Below are 14797 nucleotides of genomic sequence, written 5' to 3' on the forward strand. Positions count from 1 at the left end.
ATAAAAGGCTTCTTTAAGATTGAGAGCTACAATTTCACTGATTACATCTTACAACGTCTTTCCCACCTTTGCTACTGCAGCGATTGTCTCATCAAGATCTTCGTAAGAAAGAGCGTCATTTAAGAACCAACTTTCATAAGCACTTGGTGCGATGTAAATACCTTCTTCAAGCAATCCATGGAAGAATTTCTTAAACGTATCATTATCACCCACTGCAGCCGATTTGAAATCTGTTACTGCGCCTTCTGCAAAGTGTACAGAAATCATAGAGCCTATTCGGTTTATAGTAAAAGTAACTCCGTTATCAGTTAAGGCTTTATCTATTCCTTTGTGCAAGTACTCCGTTTTCTTTGCTAGGCTTTCAAAAACATCACTATTATTAAGTTCTGTAAGCATGGCCAGTCCGGCAGCCATCGCCAGCGGATTCCCACTTAAGGTTCCTGCTTGATATACTGGTCCTTCTGGAGCAAGGTGACTCATGATTTCTGTGCGAGCTGCAAAAGCTCCTACAGGTAACCCACCACCTATTACTTTTCCGAAAGTGACAATATCTGCACGAACATCCATAAGCTCTTGCACACCACCTTTTGCTAGTCTAAAGCCTGTCATCACCTCATCAAAAATGAGTAGCGCACCATGTGCGTCACATAGCTCACGTAATCCTTGTAAAAATCCTTCGGCTGGAAGTATACATCCCATATTACCTGCAACAGGTTCTATAATGATTGCAGCAATCTCACCTGAATTTGCTTCAAAAAGTTCTTTTACATTTTCTAGGTTATTATAATCTGCAAGTAAGGTGTCTTTTGCCGTACCAGCCGTTACTCCTGGACTATTAGGAGAACCAAAGGTTACTGCTCCACTACCTGCTTGAATAAGAAATGAGTCAGAGTGACCGTGATAACAACCTGCAAATTTGATAATCTTCTCTCTTCCTGAGAATCCGCGAGCAAGACGCACTGCACTCATGCAGGCTTCTGTCCCACTGTTTACAAAGCGTATTTTATCAATACCTGGCACCATAGAGATGGCAAGCTCGGCTATTTTTGTTTCTATCTCTGTAGGCATTCCAAAGGAAGTGCCTTTTTGTGCTTTTTCTACAACAGCATCTACCACAGGTTTATGCGCATGACCTAAAATCATAGGCCCCCATGAGGCGATATAATCAATAAGTCTGCGTCCATCTTCATCATATAAATAGGCTCCCTTTGCCTCTTTTACAAATACAGGATCTCCTCCTACAGATTTAAAAGCTCTTACGGGACTATTTACTCCTCCTGGTATTACTTTTTGAGCTGCTACAAAAAGCTCACTACTTCTTTTATAAATCATCTAAATATGCTATTTGTTGTCTGTACATTTTACACTGTACAATCTTGTACTATATTTTATTCAAGGATCTAATGTTTTAATACCCTCTATCAAATGGTTTGATAAAAAGCACTTGACCTTCAAAGATTTGATCACCATCAATACCATTCCATTTTTTTAGTTCTGGCACCGTTACATCATACATGCGAGATAGACGGAAAAGCGTTTCTCCCTTTTGCACAGTATGTTGGTTATTATTATCTGTCACTTTCTTATAGTCTGCAACATCTTTACCTAGTACTTCACCGTCATAACGATATAACTCATAACGCTCTACCAGGCTAATTAATTTTTGAGGATACTTCTTATCTGTAGCATATCCTGCAGCACGTAACCCATTTGCCCATCCTTTATAATCATCTTTAGGGAGTTTAAAAAGATCTGTATAACGCTTTCTTCCTGTCAAAAACAAGGAGTGATCTCTGTAAGAAAACTTAGCCAAACTATACTTTCTAAAGCATTCCCCCTTCGTATCATCGTCATGATAAACGGTCTGACCTTTCCAGTCGTGACATTTAATCCCAAAGTGGTTATTTGCTTTTTGAACCAATTCGCCTTTACCAGCACCAGACTCAAGAATCCCCTGCGCTAGCGTGATACTTGCTGGGATTCCGTATAGTTCCATTTCTTCTTTTGCGATATCTGCAAAGTCTTCTATATAACCGTTTACGCCACCTTTAGGAACTGGATTAACTCCATTATCAAGATTGTCATCTGGAGTTGCTGCCTCCTCAACTTTTGGAGAAGGTTGTCTTCTCTCGACGGTACGTGTAGTTTTTGTTCTCTTTTTAGAACGTGTGGCTTTTTTAGAGCCACCACAACTTACAGACAGTATTCCTATTAATAAAAGTATGATAAAACGTTTGAACATATAATTAGTGTATGAGCGGAAGCCCTTTTCTAGCTAGCTGGATATTCATTCCTGCAATTCCTTGTAAACCTCCCGTATGAACGGCTAAAATACGAGAATTCTCGCGGAAATACCCACCTTTCATAAGCTCTGAAATACCATAAAGCATCTTACCCGTATAAATAGGATCTAGTAAAACGTGATGCTTTGCGTGAAATTCATTTATAAAGTTAACGAGATCACCATTCACCTTTGCATATCCGCCAAAATGATAGTCGGCAATAATCTCCCACTGCTCATTATTTGCATATTTTCTCACCTCATCTGCCACCCAGTTACCTTTAAGAGCTGGAAACCCTAACGCCTTCTGATGCGGCTTCAGGCTATTTATGATACCAGAAATTGTACCTGCTGTTCCTATTGGGCAACATATATAGTCAAAGTCTGTATCATCATCAGCTAAGATTTCTTCACAACCTTTAATAGCGAGCTCATTGGTTCCACCTTCGGGAATTATAAACGGATTATTAAAGGTTTTTGTCATGCTTTCGCGAAAGCGTAACTCATCTTTTTCACGGTATTCTTGCCTTGATATAAAGTGAAATTTCATCCCACACTCATGTGCAAATGCCAGCGTAGGATTACTTTCTAACGTCTGAGCAAGATGTACACCTAGCTCTTCTCCACGAATAACTCCTATGGTTTTGAAACCTTCTAACTGACCTGCCGCTGCCGTAGCAGCAATATGGTTTGAGTAAGCGCCTCCAAAAGTGAGTAGCGTATCATAACTTTCTGCTCGGGCTTGTATGAGGTTATATTTAAGTTTTCTAAACTTATTTCCTGAGACTGTAGGGTGCAACAAGTCTTCCCTTTTAATAGAAAGGGAGTAGCCATTTGTTTCTGAAATAAATTGATTTTTTGAAGTAAGATTCACGGGTTAAAGATACGCTAGAAAACTCCAAAAAGGGCGTTTTTCTAGATAGCTAAGCTCGCACTCACGAGCATAAGCCTCTCTCTCAAAACTGATATTGAGGTAAGCGACATAGTTATCCCTATACTGTATAAGCCTTATAAAATACTCAATAACATACCATATAAAGAATGGTAGTACTAGCATTTCTGCTTGTTGTCTAATATGGATTTTCTCGTGATTAATAAATACAATATCCTCCTTAAGATCTGGAGTACGCATCACTATAAATGGCCAGAGAGTGACTCCCACAAAGCGTTTGCGCAATAAATATTTATTTACAATTAAAAACATAGGTCAAAAATAAATTAATTATAACATCTAGCATCTTAAGATCTCCTTAATACTTGTACGTTATTACTAATACTATAGACGTTATTCAAAGTCTATGCCGTATCCTTATCTTTGTGTTATGTCCTACTTAAAAAAACATATTCCTATAGAAGACGGCGATTATTACCTAACGCCAGAAGGCTATAAATGTTTTACAGAGCAATACCACCTCAAAAGAGGTTATTGTTGTGAGAGTGGCTGCCGTCATTGTCCATATGGATATAGTAAGAAAACAAATAAACAAGATGGATAGTAGGCTTAAACATTATAGAAAGCGTACTTATAAATCCTATCATCGCGTAGATATACGTTACCCTTAGTGAGTAGAAGCAATTTGTATTTATTGTTTCACTTAACACTCACATCTTATGACTTTTCAAGAACAAATTTTAATGGGTATTCCTGATAACTTACCACCAGCAAAGGAATACAACCCATCGATTAATCACGCGCCAAAACGTAAAAAAATTCTTTCTCCAGAAGAAAAAAAACTAGCTTTAAAAAACGCACTCAGGTATTTTGAACCTCAACATCATGAAGTACTCCTCCCTGAATTTAAAGAAGAACTAGATACCTACGGCCGTATCTATATGTATCGTTTTCATCCAGAATATGATATTTATGCAAGACCTATAGAAGAATATCCCTCGCGATCTAAAGCGGCAGCGGCAATCATGTTAATGATACAAAACAATCTGGATTATGCGGTTGCACAGCACCCTCACGAACTCATTACCTACGGAGGTAATGGCGGTGTGTTTTCAAACTGGGCACAATATCGTCTTACAATGCAATACCTCGCCCAGATGAATGATGAGCAAACACTTGCCATGTACTCAGGCCATCCTATGGGTTTATTTCCTTCCCATAAAGATGCGCCACGGGTTGTGGTGACTAACGGCATGATGATTCCTAATTATAGCAAGCCAGATGATTGGGAAAAATTTAATGCCCTTGGTGTTACTCAATACGGACAGATGACGGCAGGAAGTTTTATGTATATCGGCCCGCAGGGAATTGTGCATGGAACTACGATCACCGTTCTTAATGCGTTTAGAAAAATAAAGAAATCTCCCATAGGTGGTCTTTTTGTAACCTCTGGACTGGGCGGTATGTCTGGAGCACAACCTAAAGCTGGTAAGATCGCTGGTTGTATCACGGTATGTGCAGAGGTAAATGCAAAGGCAGTACACACAAGACACTCTCAAGGTTGGGTAGACGAAGTAATAAAAGACACAGACACGCTTGTAACTAGAATAAAACAAGCTAAGCTTGATAAGGAAACCGTTTCTATCGCTTACCAAGGAAATGTAGTTGACGTCTGGGAAGCATTTGACACACATAACATCACCATAGACATAGGTAGTGATCAAACTTCTTTACACAATCCATGGGCTGGTGGTTATTACCCTATGGGATTTACTGTAGAAGAGGCAAATGATATGATGGCAAATAATGTAGACCGCTTTCGCGAAAGCGTACAAAGCACTCTCAGGCTTCATACTGCAGCCATCAATGCTCATACAGCAAAGGGTACTTACTTTTTTGATTATGGGAATGCCTTTTTATTAGAAAGCAGCCGTGCAGGTGCAGATGTCTTTGCCGAAAATGGTATTGACTTTAAATATCCAAGCTACGTACAAGACATCATGGGACCTATGTGTTTTGATTATGGATTTGGCCCTTTCCGTTGGGTGTGTGCTTCTGGAAAACCAGAAGACCTTTTAAAAACAGATCAAATAGCTTGTAGCGTTCTTGAGGAGCTTGCAAAAGATGCTCCTCCAGAAATCCAGCAACAAATGCAAGACAATATCACTTGGATAAAAGGAGCACAAGAAAATAAACTTGTTGTAGGATCACAAGCTCGCATCCTCTATGCAGATGCAGAGGGAAGATCAAAAATAGCACAAGCTTTTAATGATGCAATTGCACGTAAAGAAATAGGTCTTGTGATATTAGGACGTGATCATCATGACGTGTCTGGCACAGATTCTCCATATCGCGAGACTAGTAATATTTATGATGGAAGCCGCTTTACGGCAGACATGGCGATACAAAATGTAATAGGTGATAGTTTTCGCGGTGCTACATGGGTAAGCATACACAATGGCGGTGGCGTAGGCTGGGGAGAGGTTATAAATGGGGGTTTTGGTATGGTAATTGATGGTAGTAAAGAATCTGAAAGACGCTTACAGTCAATGCTTTTCTGGGATGTAAATAACGGGATTGCTAGACGAAGCTGGGCTCGTAACGAAGGTGCTGTTTTTGCAATAAAACGAGCCATGGAAAATGAACCAAATCTTACAGTAACATTACCAAATTTTGTGGATGACCACTTATTAAATAATCTTTAAAACAAACTACTATGAAAGCACTTAGACTTTTACCATTGCTAGGAGCCGTACTCTTACTGGCTTCATGTAGCACTGTGCGCGTAGCATCTGACTACGACAAAGAAACAAACTTTAACGAGTACAAAACGTTTGCTTTTTACAAACCAGGAATAGACAAAGCAGAGATTTCTGATCTAGATAAAAAACGTGTACTCCGCGCTATTGAATCTGAGATGATAGCAAAAGGTTTTACAAAATCTGAAAATCCTACAGTGCTTGTAAGCATTTTTACAAAAGCTAAAGAACGTATTGATGTGTATCAAAATAACTTTGGCTTCCGTGGAGGCTGGGGAGGTTTCTGGGGACCATGGGGAGGCCCTTGGGGCTGGAATGGCGGATTTAATAACAACTCCGTTGCAAGATCTACTCAGGGTACTTTATACATTGACTTAATTGATGCGAATAAAAATCAGCTTATCTGGCAAGGTCAAGGTACAGCACCACTAGTGACTGGCGATGTAGATAAGCGTGAAGAACGTATTAACCTAATCGTTCAAGAAATTTTAGGTGTATATCCTCCACAAGTAGCAGGAAATTAAAACTTTGTTTGAATTAGCCCTTAAACTTAAAAAGCACCCCTTGGGGTGCTTTTTTAATGTATGAAGTTTCTGACTGATAAAAGTCATCTTGGTTACAACGCTCCCAGTGTGTCTTTTGTAAACTTACTCAGCACTAAAGTACCACTCATCTCGGCACGTTCTTCTAAAAGTGTTGGCCAGTGATCTGTACCTTCCCATAATGCTTTTTTCATAGCGGCTACCGCTTCTGGATTATAAGAAGCAAGTTTTGAAGCTAATGCTTGTACCGCTTCATCCATTAAAATAGAGGTTTCAAAAAGTGCTGCATAGAGACCTTTTTCTTTTGCCCATTCTGGGCTATAAAATTCTGTTGCATTAAGTGTCAAGTCGCTTAGTGCATTTAACCCCATCTTACGCTCAACAGCAGGGGCAATAACAAAAGGCCCTATACCTATGGTGAGTTCGCTTAATTTTATACTTGCATGCTTAGTAGCGTAGCAATAATCTGTTGCAGCGGCAAGGCCTACGCCACCACCTACAGCTTTACCTTGAATGCGACCAATGATTATTTTAGGACAAGAGCGCATCGCAAGTATGACGCGTGCAAACCCCATAAAGAATTCTTTTCCTTCTACATTATTTTCAATCCCTTTAAGCTCATCAAAGCTAGCACCAGCACAAAAAGTGCGTTCTCCTCCACTTTGCAATACAATTACCTTTACATCTGCATCATCCCCACTATGTTGGATAGCATTTTCTAGATCTGATAACACAGTGCTAGGCATACTATTGTGCGATGGATGAAAGAATGTAATGGTAGCGATTCCGTTTGCTTTTAATGTCTTTACGTAAGGTTGTGTCATTTTCTGTAACTGAAATTAATGTTAGGTAAAAATAGGTAAATAGAGAAGAATGCATGTTTTGCCAACTCACATTTTCGCGAAAGCGGAAATCTAAAAATAAATTAACGCAAACGATTTAGGAATGCATTTTATTCACGACCAATTCTTCGTAAATTTACTTTATGGAAATACCAGTTACATCAAACCCGTTATTAGATCGTCTGCCTAAGCATTTAGGACAATATATCAAGGCGCAAGATTATGACCAATACACACCTATCAACCAGGCGGTGTGGAGATATGTGATGCGCAAAAATGTAGCTCATTTAAGTCAGGTGGCTCATGAAAGCTATATGTCTGGTCTTAAAAAGACAGGGATTTCTATAGATAATATCCCATCTATGTACGGGATGAATCGTATTCTTAAAGAAATAGGATGGGCTGCCGTTGCGGTAGATGGTTTTATCCCGCCTAATGCTTTTATGGAATTTCAAGCATATAAAGTGCTTGTGATTGCAAGTGACATACGCCAACTAGAAAATATAGAATACACACCTGCACCAGATATTATTCATGAAGGTGCTGGTCATGCTCCTATTATTGCAAGTCCAGATTATGCAGAGTACCTGCGCAGATTTGGAGAAATAGGTGCTCGTGCCATATCAAATGCACATGATATGGATATGTATGAAGCAGTGCGCAAGCTCTCTATTTTAAAAGAAGCCGAAGGTATTGCTCAAGAAGATATAGACGCTGCCGAAGATGAGGTAAACCGCCTGCAGCAAATGACGGTAGAACCATCTGAAATTGCACTTATAAGAAACCTTCACTGGTGGACCGTAGAGTATGGGCTTATAGGAACACTAGAAGATCCTAAATTATATGGCGCAGGCTTATTATCATCTCTAGGTGAGAGTAAACACTGCCTTACAGATGCTGTAAAGAAACTACCTTATAGCATAGATGCTGCTTATCAAGAATTTGATATCACACAAATGCAACCTCAGCTATTTGTTACTCCAGATTTTGGGTACTTAATGGAAGTACTAGAAGAATTTGCAGAGACCATGGCACTTAGACGTGGTGGATGGAGAGGTGTTCAAAAACTTATAGACTGCAAGCAACTAGGCTCTATCGAGCTTAATACTGGGCTGCAGGTAAGTGGGAATTTTAGCAACATGATTCAAGATGAAGACAACCGCGTTGTTTATTTTGAAACTCATGGTCCCAGTGCGCTTTCTTACAGAGGCAAGGAACTTATAGGTCTAGGAACAGATCATTTTAGAAAAGGATTCTCTTCTCCTCTAGGGAAACTCAAGCGTAGCTCTATGGCTATCGAAAATATGAGCCCGAGAGACCTTAAGGCATTTGAAATTTACGAAGGCGGCATTAACTCTTTTGAGTTTGAAAGTGGCATTACTGTAACAGGAATGATTACCACCGGAACTCGTAGTGTAGACGGAACCTTGCTCGTAGTTCACTTTGATGGATGCGAGGTATCCTACAAAGGTGATAAGCTTATCTCACGCAAGAACGGACCTTTTGATATGGTAATAGGTAGCTCTGTAGTTTCTGCTTTTGCAGGAGCGGCAGATCATCACTCCTTTGACGTAAAAAGTAATGTGAGCAGCACAGCAACCATTCACAACGAACTATCTGAAGAGGATAAAAAACTTAACGAATATTACAAGGAAGTAAGAGACCAGAGAGAAGAAAACGTAACGCAAGAAACTGCATTACTTACTATATTCAAAACGGTAAAAGAACAATATCCTACAGACTGGCTTCTGTCACTTGAGATATTTGAGCTTACGCGAAATAAGGAAGTGCTAGCACACCTAGAATCTCTCATGGTTTCTAGAGCAAATATTGCACATCTTATAAAAGATGGACTAAGTTTAGTAATGGAAGATAATGGGGTTATTCAGTAGTTTTTTCGGTAAGAAACAGCGAAAACTTGACGACTTCTTTAGTAGAGATGCTGTTATCATAGACGTGCGATCAAAAGCCGAATATGATAACGGCGCTATTCCAGGCTCTAAACACATACCACTACAATCCATAGATGCCAATGCCGCAAAAATCAAGAGTTGGAATGCACCTATAATATGCGTTTGCGCGAGCGGAGCACGAAGTGCCTCTGCTACTGCAATTTTAAAAAGCAAAGGGATTGAAGCTATGAATGGTGGTGGATGGCTTTCACTCTATAAGAAAATGAACACTTAAGCTTTCATTAAAATCTCATCCAAGGAAATTCTTGAAGTAACTCTTCTTTTTGACTGTCTAACTTTGCCAAGAATTTTTGATGCTGTTCTCCTTCGGCATTAAAGGGTTTATGGGTAAGTCCTTGTTGTACTTTTGAGACTTGCTTCATGGTTTGTTGCGCTTTCGCGAAAGCGTATATTTCAACAAATCGTTCCCAAATATAATCTACCGCCTGTGCTGAAGGATGAATCATATCTGAGCCATAAAAGCGATAATCTCTTAACTCATCCATCATAATCTCATAAGACGGGAAGTAAGAAACAACATTCTTATCTACCAACTCATGAATGGCAGAAATCAAATGAGATTTACTTCGTGTATTTTCTATAAATCCATCTTTTATGTGACGTACGGGAGATACAGTAAAAGTGATGTAAATATCAGGATTGAAGTTACGTACAAGCTTTACTATGCGAGATAAGCTTTGTACAATATCATCTATAGTCAAGAGCTCTTTTGCAAATTCTTTTTGTGGAACCTTATGACAGTTAGCCACCACCTCATCTCGTTCAAGATGTCTATAAACCCAAGCAGCACCTAATGTGATAAAGAGATGTGATGCACTTTTTAATTGCGTCCTAAGTAATTGCTGTGCTTCTTGAAGATGTATTACAGCTCCTAGTCTACTCAAAGCATTTTTATCGCTATGCGCGTAGTATGACTTCCAGACACCATCAAGTTCAAAAACATCTTCTTCTGTGTATGTTTTGTTTTCAATCGCGTCTTGTATAAGGCGCTCAAGTGCTATAGGATTAAATATAATCCCAAATGGATTTGTAACCGATTGAAATTTATAGTAATCTAGTTTATCTCCTATGTTTTCTGAAAAACAAGAACCCAACAGCAGCAGCTTATCATCATACCCAAACGGTGTAGATGATGCAGCAAGTGGCAACTGAGTCTGTAATTTTATCATAACACAAGAGCAATCTTTATAAAAAAACCACCTACTTATTAAGTCAATAAGCAGATGGTTGTATGTGTATTAAACCAAGTAATTTTTCACTTCAGCTATTGCGGCGTCTATTCCTGCTGGGTTTTTCCCTCCTGCGGTTGCAAAGAAAGGTTGTCCTCCACCTCCACCTTGGATGTGCTTTCCTAGTTCGCGCACCACAGTACCCGCATTTAATTTCTTAGAAGCTACTAGCTCCTTTGAAATATAGCAGCTCAATAATGCTTTACCATCTTGCTCTGTACCAAAAAGGATAAAGACATTGTCTTTATTTTCTCCTAGTTTAAATGCAAGGTCTTTGATTCCCCCTGCATCTAGGTCTACTTTTTTGGCAAGGAAATCAACACCATCTACATCTGTAAACTCTTTAGCAAGATCACCGCTTAAGTGTTGCGCTTTCTCTTTTATGAGTGCTTCTACTTGTTTTTTCAAAGCTGTATTCTCGTCTAGTAAGCTAGTAATTGCTTTTACTGGATCTTGTGCGTTTTTAAGCGTAGCTTTTACATTGTTATAAGCTTCAGTTTCTGATGTAAAATAATCTTTTGCTGCATCACTTGTGATTGCTTCTATACGACGTATTCCAGATGCTACAGCACCTTCTGAGGTAATCTTACAATGCCAGATTTCTCCTGTACTTGGTACGTGAGTTCCTCCACAAAGCTCCATAGACTTCCCAAAACGGATGGTTCTCACCGCATCTCCATACTTCTCTCCAAATAATGCAATGGCACCTTCTTGTACTGCCTGATCATAAGGAATACCTCGCTGCTCTTCTAGTGAAAGATTTTCTCGTATACGTGCATTTACAAAATCTTCTACTTCCTTAAGTTCTTCTTTAGAAACTTTTGAGAAGTGTGCAAAGTCAAAACGTAAATTCCCACTATGTACCATACTACCCTTTTGCTCCACGTGTGTACCTAATACCTTACGTAAGCCTTGGTGTAATAAGTGTGTTGCTGTATGGTTTGCAGCTGTACGACTACGTTGCTTTGCATCTACCACTGCCTTAAATGTTCCATCTGTAGATCGCGGAAGATTTTTAGCAAGGTGTATAATTAAATTATTCTCTTTCTTAGTATCAATGATATAAACAACCTCTCCATTAGGAGTTTCTAGATATCCTTTATCTCCTACTTGCCCTCCTCCTTCTGGATAGAATGGAGTAAGATTAAATACTAATTGGTATAGCTCCCCATCTTTTTTACTCTCCGTCTTACGGTAGCGAGTGATTTTTACTGGTGTTTCTAGTGTATCGTATCCTACAAACTCTTCTTCAGCATCTTCGTGTAAGATATTCCAATCGTCTGTCTCGACTTTTGTTGCTGCACGAGAACGGTCTTTTTGCTCTTTAAGAGCAGCTTCAAAACCTTTCTCATCAAGCTTTAAGTTTTTCTCACTAAGTATAAGTGCTGTAAGATCTATTGGGAATCCGTAGGTATCATAAAGCTCAAAAGCTTTATCTCCAGAAACAATATCACCCTTAGTCTCAGCAATTACATTATCAAGTAATAGTAACCCTTTATCTAGCGTGCGTAAAAAAGAAGCCTCTTCCTCACGTATCACATTTGTCATTAGATTCTTCTGTGATTTAAGCTCTGGAAAAGCATCACCCATTTGTTCTACAAGTGTTGCTACAAGCTTGTAGATAAATGGTTCCTTAGTGTCAAGGAAGGTAAACCCATAACGAATTGCACGACGTAAGATTCTTCGTATTACATAACCAGCTCCAGTATTTGAAGGCAACTGCCCATCTGCTATAGAGAATGATACAGCTCTTACGTGATCTGCGATTACTCGTACTGCAATATCTATTTCTTCGTCATTACCGCACTTTGAGTTTGTGATGGTTTCTATCTCACTCATTAATGGAGTAAAAACGTCTGTGTCATAATTAGACTGCACTCCTTGAAGCACCATACATAAACGCTCAAAACCCATTCCAGTATCCACGTGCTGATTAGGAAGCTTTACAAGCGATCCATCTGCAAGACGATTGTACTGCATGAACACAAGGTTCCAGATTTCCACAACATGTGGATGGTCCATATTGATGAGGGTCTTCCCGTCTACTTTTGCTTTTTCTTCGGCAGATCTTATGTCTACATGTATTTCTGAACATGGTCCGCAAGGTCCTTGCGCTCCCATTTCCCAGAAGTTATCTTTTTTATTTCCATCGATGATTCTATCCTCATCAATACGCTGTTTCCAGATATCAAAAGCTTCTTGATCTCTATCTAATCCATCTTCCTTGTCTCCTTCAAACACACTCACATAAAGACTGTCCTTATCAATCTTCACTACTTCCGTTAAGAATTCCCAAGCCCAAGCAATCGCCTCTTCTTTAAAATAATCTCCAAAAGACCAGTTACCCAGCATCTCAAACATCGTGTGATGATAGGTATCTTTTCCTACCTCCTCCAGGTCATTATGCTTCCCTGAAACACGCAAACATTTTTGAGTATCTGACAGCCTAGCATTTTTTGGCGTGGCATTTCCTAGAAAATATTCTTTAAAAGGCACCATTCCCGCGTTTGTAAACATTAATGTAGGGTCGTCCTTTAAAACCATTGGTGCAGAGGGCACTATGGTATGTTTTTTGGATTCAAAAAAGTCTAAAAACTGTTTACGTACCTCTTGAGATTTCATACGATGGATGGTGTGGATAATTTATTTTATATTTGAACGTTGTTGAGGTTTTAAATCACGCTTTCGCGAAAGCGTACTAAACCCCATAAACAAACCCCAAAAATAAGCATTTTAACTTATGTCTAAGGTAAAATATTACTACGATAGTGAGACACTATCCTACCGAAAAGTAGAGAGAAAAAAGGGACGCACCTTTGGCGCAGCATTGATATTCATTGCAGCAACCGCTCTTATGGGACTTCTTATAACGATTGCTGTGTTTAACTCTGGTGTCGACACTCCTAAGGAACGAAAACTAGAACGTGAGCTGGCAAATATGTCTTTACAGTTTGAGATTCAAGAAAAGAAACTTGACCAGATAGAACGCGTACTTGCAAATGTAGAAGAGCGAGATAATAATGTATATCGTGTATTATTTGAGGCTAGCCCTATTCCAGATGAGGTAAGACAAGCAGGTTTTGGAGGTGTAAATCGTTACAAAGACTTAGAAGGATTTGATAATTCTTCTATGATTACAGGAAGTGCGAAACGTATTGATCAGATCACAAAACGACTTGTAATCCAGTCAAAGTCTCTAGACGAAATTGCAAAACTAGCCGAAGAGAAGGAAGCGTTACTCAAAACTATACCAGCTATACAACCGGTTCAAAACAAAGACCTCTCTAGAGTAGCCTCTGGCTACGGAATGCGAGTGCACCCTATTTTAAAATACCGTAAAATGCATAATGGGATGGACTTTACAGCTCCTCCTGGTACGCCAATTTATGCCACTGGTGATGGAAAAGTCACTAAAGTAGGCCTAGGAAGTGGCTATGGTAAAATGGTAATTATAGAGCATGGTTTTGGCTATAAAACGTATTATGCGCACATGAGTAAGTACAAAGCTACCGTGGGGCAAAACGTAAAACGTGGTGAGATTATAGGATATGTAGGTAATACTGGACTCTCTTCTGGTCCCCACCTGCACTATGAAGTGTGGAAAAACGGCACCGTAGTTAATCCTGTAAACTTTTACCATAATGATCTTACTCCAGAGGAATATGACCTTATGCTCACTGCGTCATCTATAGAAAATCAATCACTCGATTAATGTATATAGATCTTCCAGAAAAACTATACTATACTATAGGAGAAGTCTCAAAAGCATTTGATGTAAATGCATCTTTGATACGCTTCTGGGAGAAAGAGTTTGATGTGATCGCTCCAAAAAAAAATGCTAAGGGAACAAGGAGATTTACTCCAGAAGACATTAAAAATCTGGAGCTTATTTATCATCTAGTAAAAGAACGTGGCTTTACACTTGAAGGTGCAAAAACACACCTCAAAGAAGGTAAAAAGGAAATTTTATCAAATTTTGATATTATAAGAAAACTAGAAGCTGTAAAAGCACAACTACTAGAGATTAAGTCTAATCTCTAAAAACGCTTTCCTTTATAGTAATCGCGATAAGCTAGGCCTATAAAAAATAAGCTAGTGGTTATTGACAAAAGGCTCATTACAAGATACTGCCCAGACACAAGGTGATACACACCTGCAATAACACCTATAACTCCCATAGATGCTAGTAAATATAAAAGTTTTAAATCCATAACAATAATACACTGCAAATGAGTGTAGCTTTTTTTTTGCAAAAATCTCAATTATATAACTCCTAGGT

Annotated in this window: 15 protein-coding genes; 7 read left to right on the forward strand and 8 right to left on the reverse strand. The window is 39.1% G+C overall.

Going from position 1 to position 14797, the window contains the following annotated elements:
* Positions 1-48 precede the first annotated feature (48 nt).
* The 4 genes from hemL to DCS32_RS03865 form a co-directional block, all read right to left on the reverse strand.
* Positions 49-1332: a glutamate-1-semialdehyde 2,1-aminomutase gene (hemL, locus tag DCS32_RS03850; RefSeq protein ID WP_108877069.1), complete on the reverse strand. Its 1284-nt coding sequence runs from the start codon at positions 1330-1332 to the stop codon at positions 49-51.
* A gap of 76 nt (positions 1333-1408) precedes the next feature.
* The gene (locus DCS32_RS03855) at positions 1409-2242 is read right to left on the reverse strand and encodes a glucosaminidase domain-containing protein (RefSeq protein WP_108877070.1); all 834 of its coding nucleotides are present in this window, start codon (positions 2240-2242) and stop codon (positions 1409-1411) included.
* Positions 2243-2246: 4 nt separating this feature from the next.
* The gene (locus DCS32_RS03860; protein WP_108877071.1) at positions 2247-3155 is read right to left on the reverse strand and encodes a 1-aminocyclopropane-1-carboxylate deaminase/D-cysteine desulfhydrase; all 909 of its coding nucleotides are present in this window, start codon (positions 3153-3155) and stop codon (positions 2247-2249) included.
* Positions 3156-3158: 3 nt separating this feature from the next.
* The gene (locus DCS32_RS03865) at positions 3159-3485 is read right to left on the reverse strand and encodes a hypothetical protein (protein WP_035335678.1); all 327 of its coding nucleotides are present in this window, start codon (positions 3483-3485) and stop codon (positions 3159-3161) included.
* A 118-nt stretch (positions 3486-3603) separates the two neighbouring features.
* Here DCS32_RS03865 and DCS32_RS16040 point away from each other — a divergent pair, with 118 nt between their 5' ends.
* The 3 genes from DCS32_RS16040 (at position 3604) to DCS32_RS03875 (ending at position 6456) form a co-directional block, all read left to right on the forward strand.
* Positions 3604-3777 carry a DUF5522 domain-containing protein gene (locus tag DCS32_RS16040; protein ID WP_162533589.1) on the forward strand — a complete coding sequence of 58 codons (174 nt, stop codon included), beginning with the start codon at positions 3604-3606 and terminating at the stop codon, positions 3775-3777.
* 115 nt (positions 3778-3892) lie between these two features.
* Positions 3893-5878 (forward strand): urocanate hydratase, encoded by a 1986-nt coding sequence (locus tag DCS32_RS03870; protein WP_108877072.1) that lies wholly within the window; start codon positions 3893-3895, stop codon positions 5876-5878.
* Positions 5879-5889: 11 nt separating this feature from the next.
* Positions 5890-6456: a DUF4136 domain-containing protein gene (locus DCS32_RS03875; protein ID WP_108877073.1), complete on the forward strand. Its 567-nt coding sequence runs from the start codon at positions 5890-5892 to the stop codon at positions 6454-6456.
* A 92-nt stretch (positions 6457-6548) separates the two neighbouring features.
* Here the strand turns inward: DCS32_RS03875 and DCS32_RS03880 are convergent, their stop codons facing one another.
* Complete coding sequence (locus tag DCS32_RS03880) at positions 6549-7298, reverse strand: enoyl-CoA hydratase/isomerase family protein (protein WP_108877074.1); 750 nt, start codon at positions 7296-7298, stop codon at positions 6549-6551.
* A 161-nt stretch (positions 7299-7459) separates the two neighbouring features.
* On the opposite strand from DCS32_RS03880, the gene DCS32_RS03885 reads away from it, so the two are divergent.
* On the forward strand, positions 7460-9208 hold the full coding sequence (locus tag DCS32_RS03885) for an aromatic amino acid hydroxylase (RefSeq protein ID WP_108877075.1): 1749 nt from the start codon (positions 7460-7462) through the stop codon (positions 9206-9208).
* Positions 9192-9503: a rhodanese-like domain-containing protein gene (locus DCS32_RS03890; RefSeq protein ID WP_108877076.1), complete on the forward strand. Its 312-nt coding sequence runs from the start codon at positions 9192-9194 to the stop codon at positions 9501-9503. Before DCS32_RS03885 ends, DCS32_RS03890 begins: the two co-directional genes overlap by 17 nt.
* A gap of 7 nt (positions 9504-9510) precedes the next feature.
* Here the strand turns inward: DCS32_RS03890 and DCS32_RS03895 are convergent, their stop codons facing one another.
* Together DCS32_RS03895 and alaS are read right to left on the reverse strand one after the other, a co-directional pair.
* Entirely contained in the window at positions 9511-10458 is a 948-nt protein-coding gene (locus tag DCS32_RS03895; protein ID WP_108877077.1) for a GSCFA domain-containing protein, read from the reverse strand.
* Positions 10459-10527: 69 nt separating this feature from the next.
* The gene (alaS, locus tag DCS32_RS03900) at positions 10528-13140 is read right to left on the reverse strand and encodes an alanine--tRNA ligase (RefSeq protein ID WP_108877078.1); all 2613 of its coding nucleotides are present in this window, start codon (positions 13138-13140) and stop codon (positions 10528-10530) included.
* Positions 13141-13258: 118 nt separating this feature from the next.
* Between alaS and DCS32_RS03905 the strand changes: the two genes are divergently transcribed.
* Positions 13259-14230 carry a M23 family metallopeptidase gene (locus tag DCS32_RS03905; protein WP_108877079.1) on the forward strand — a complete coding sequence of 324 codons (972 nt, stop codon included), beginning with the start codon at positions 13259-13261 and terminating at the stop codon, positions 14228-14230.
* On the forward strand, positions 14230-14559 hold the full coding sequence (locus DCS32_RS03910) for a MerR family transcriptional regulator (RefSeq protein ID WP_108877080.1): 330 nt from the start codon (positions 14230-14232) through the stop codon (positions 14557-14559). The genes DCS32_RS03905 and DCS32_RS03910 overlap by 1 nt, the downstream gene beginning before the upstream one ends.
* On the opposite strand, the gene DCS32_RS16045 is transcribed toward DCS32_RS03910, so the two are convergent.
* Positions 14556-14729, reverse strand: coding sequence for a hypothetical protein (locus DCS32_RS16045; RefSeq protein WP_013751097.1), 174 nt, complete (start codon positions 14727-14729; stop codon positions 14556-14558). The two genes, DCS32_RS03910 and DCS32_RS16045, sit on opposite strands and share 4 nt — an antisense overlap.
* Positions 14730-14797: the final 68 nt, after the last annotated feature.

This window comes from Dokdonia sp. Dokd-P16, from assembly GCF_003095655.1.
In the GTDB taxonomy this organism is placed as follows: domain Bacteria; phylum Bacteroidota; class Bacteroidia; order Flavobacteriales; family Flavobacteriaceae; genus Dokdonia.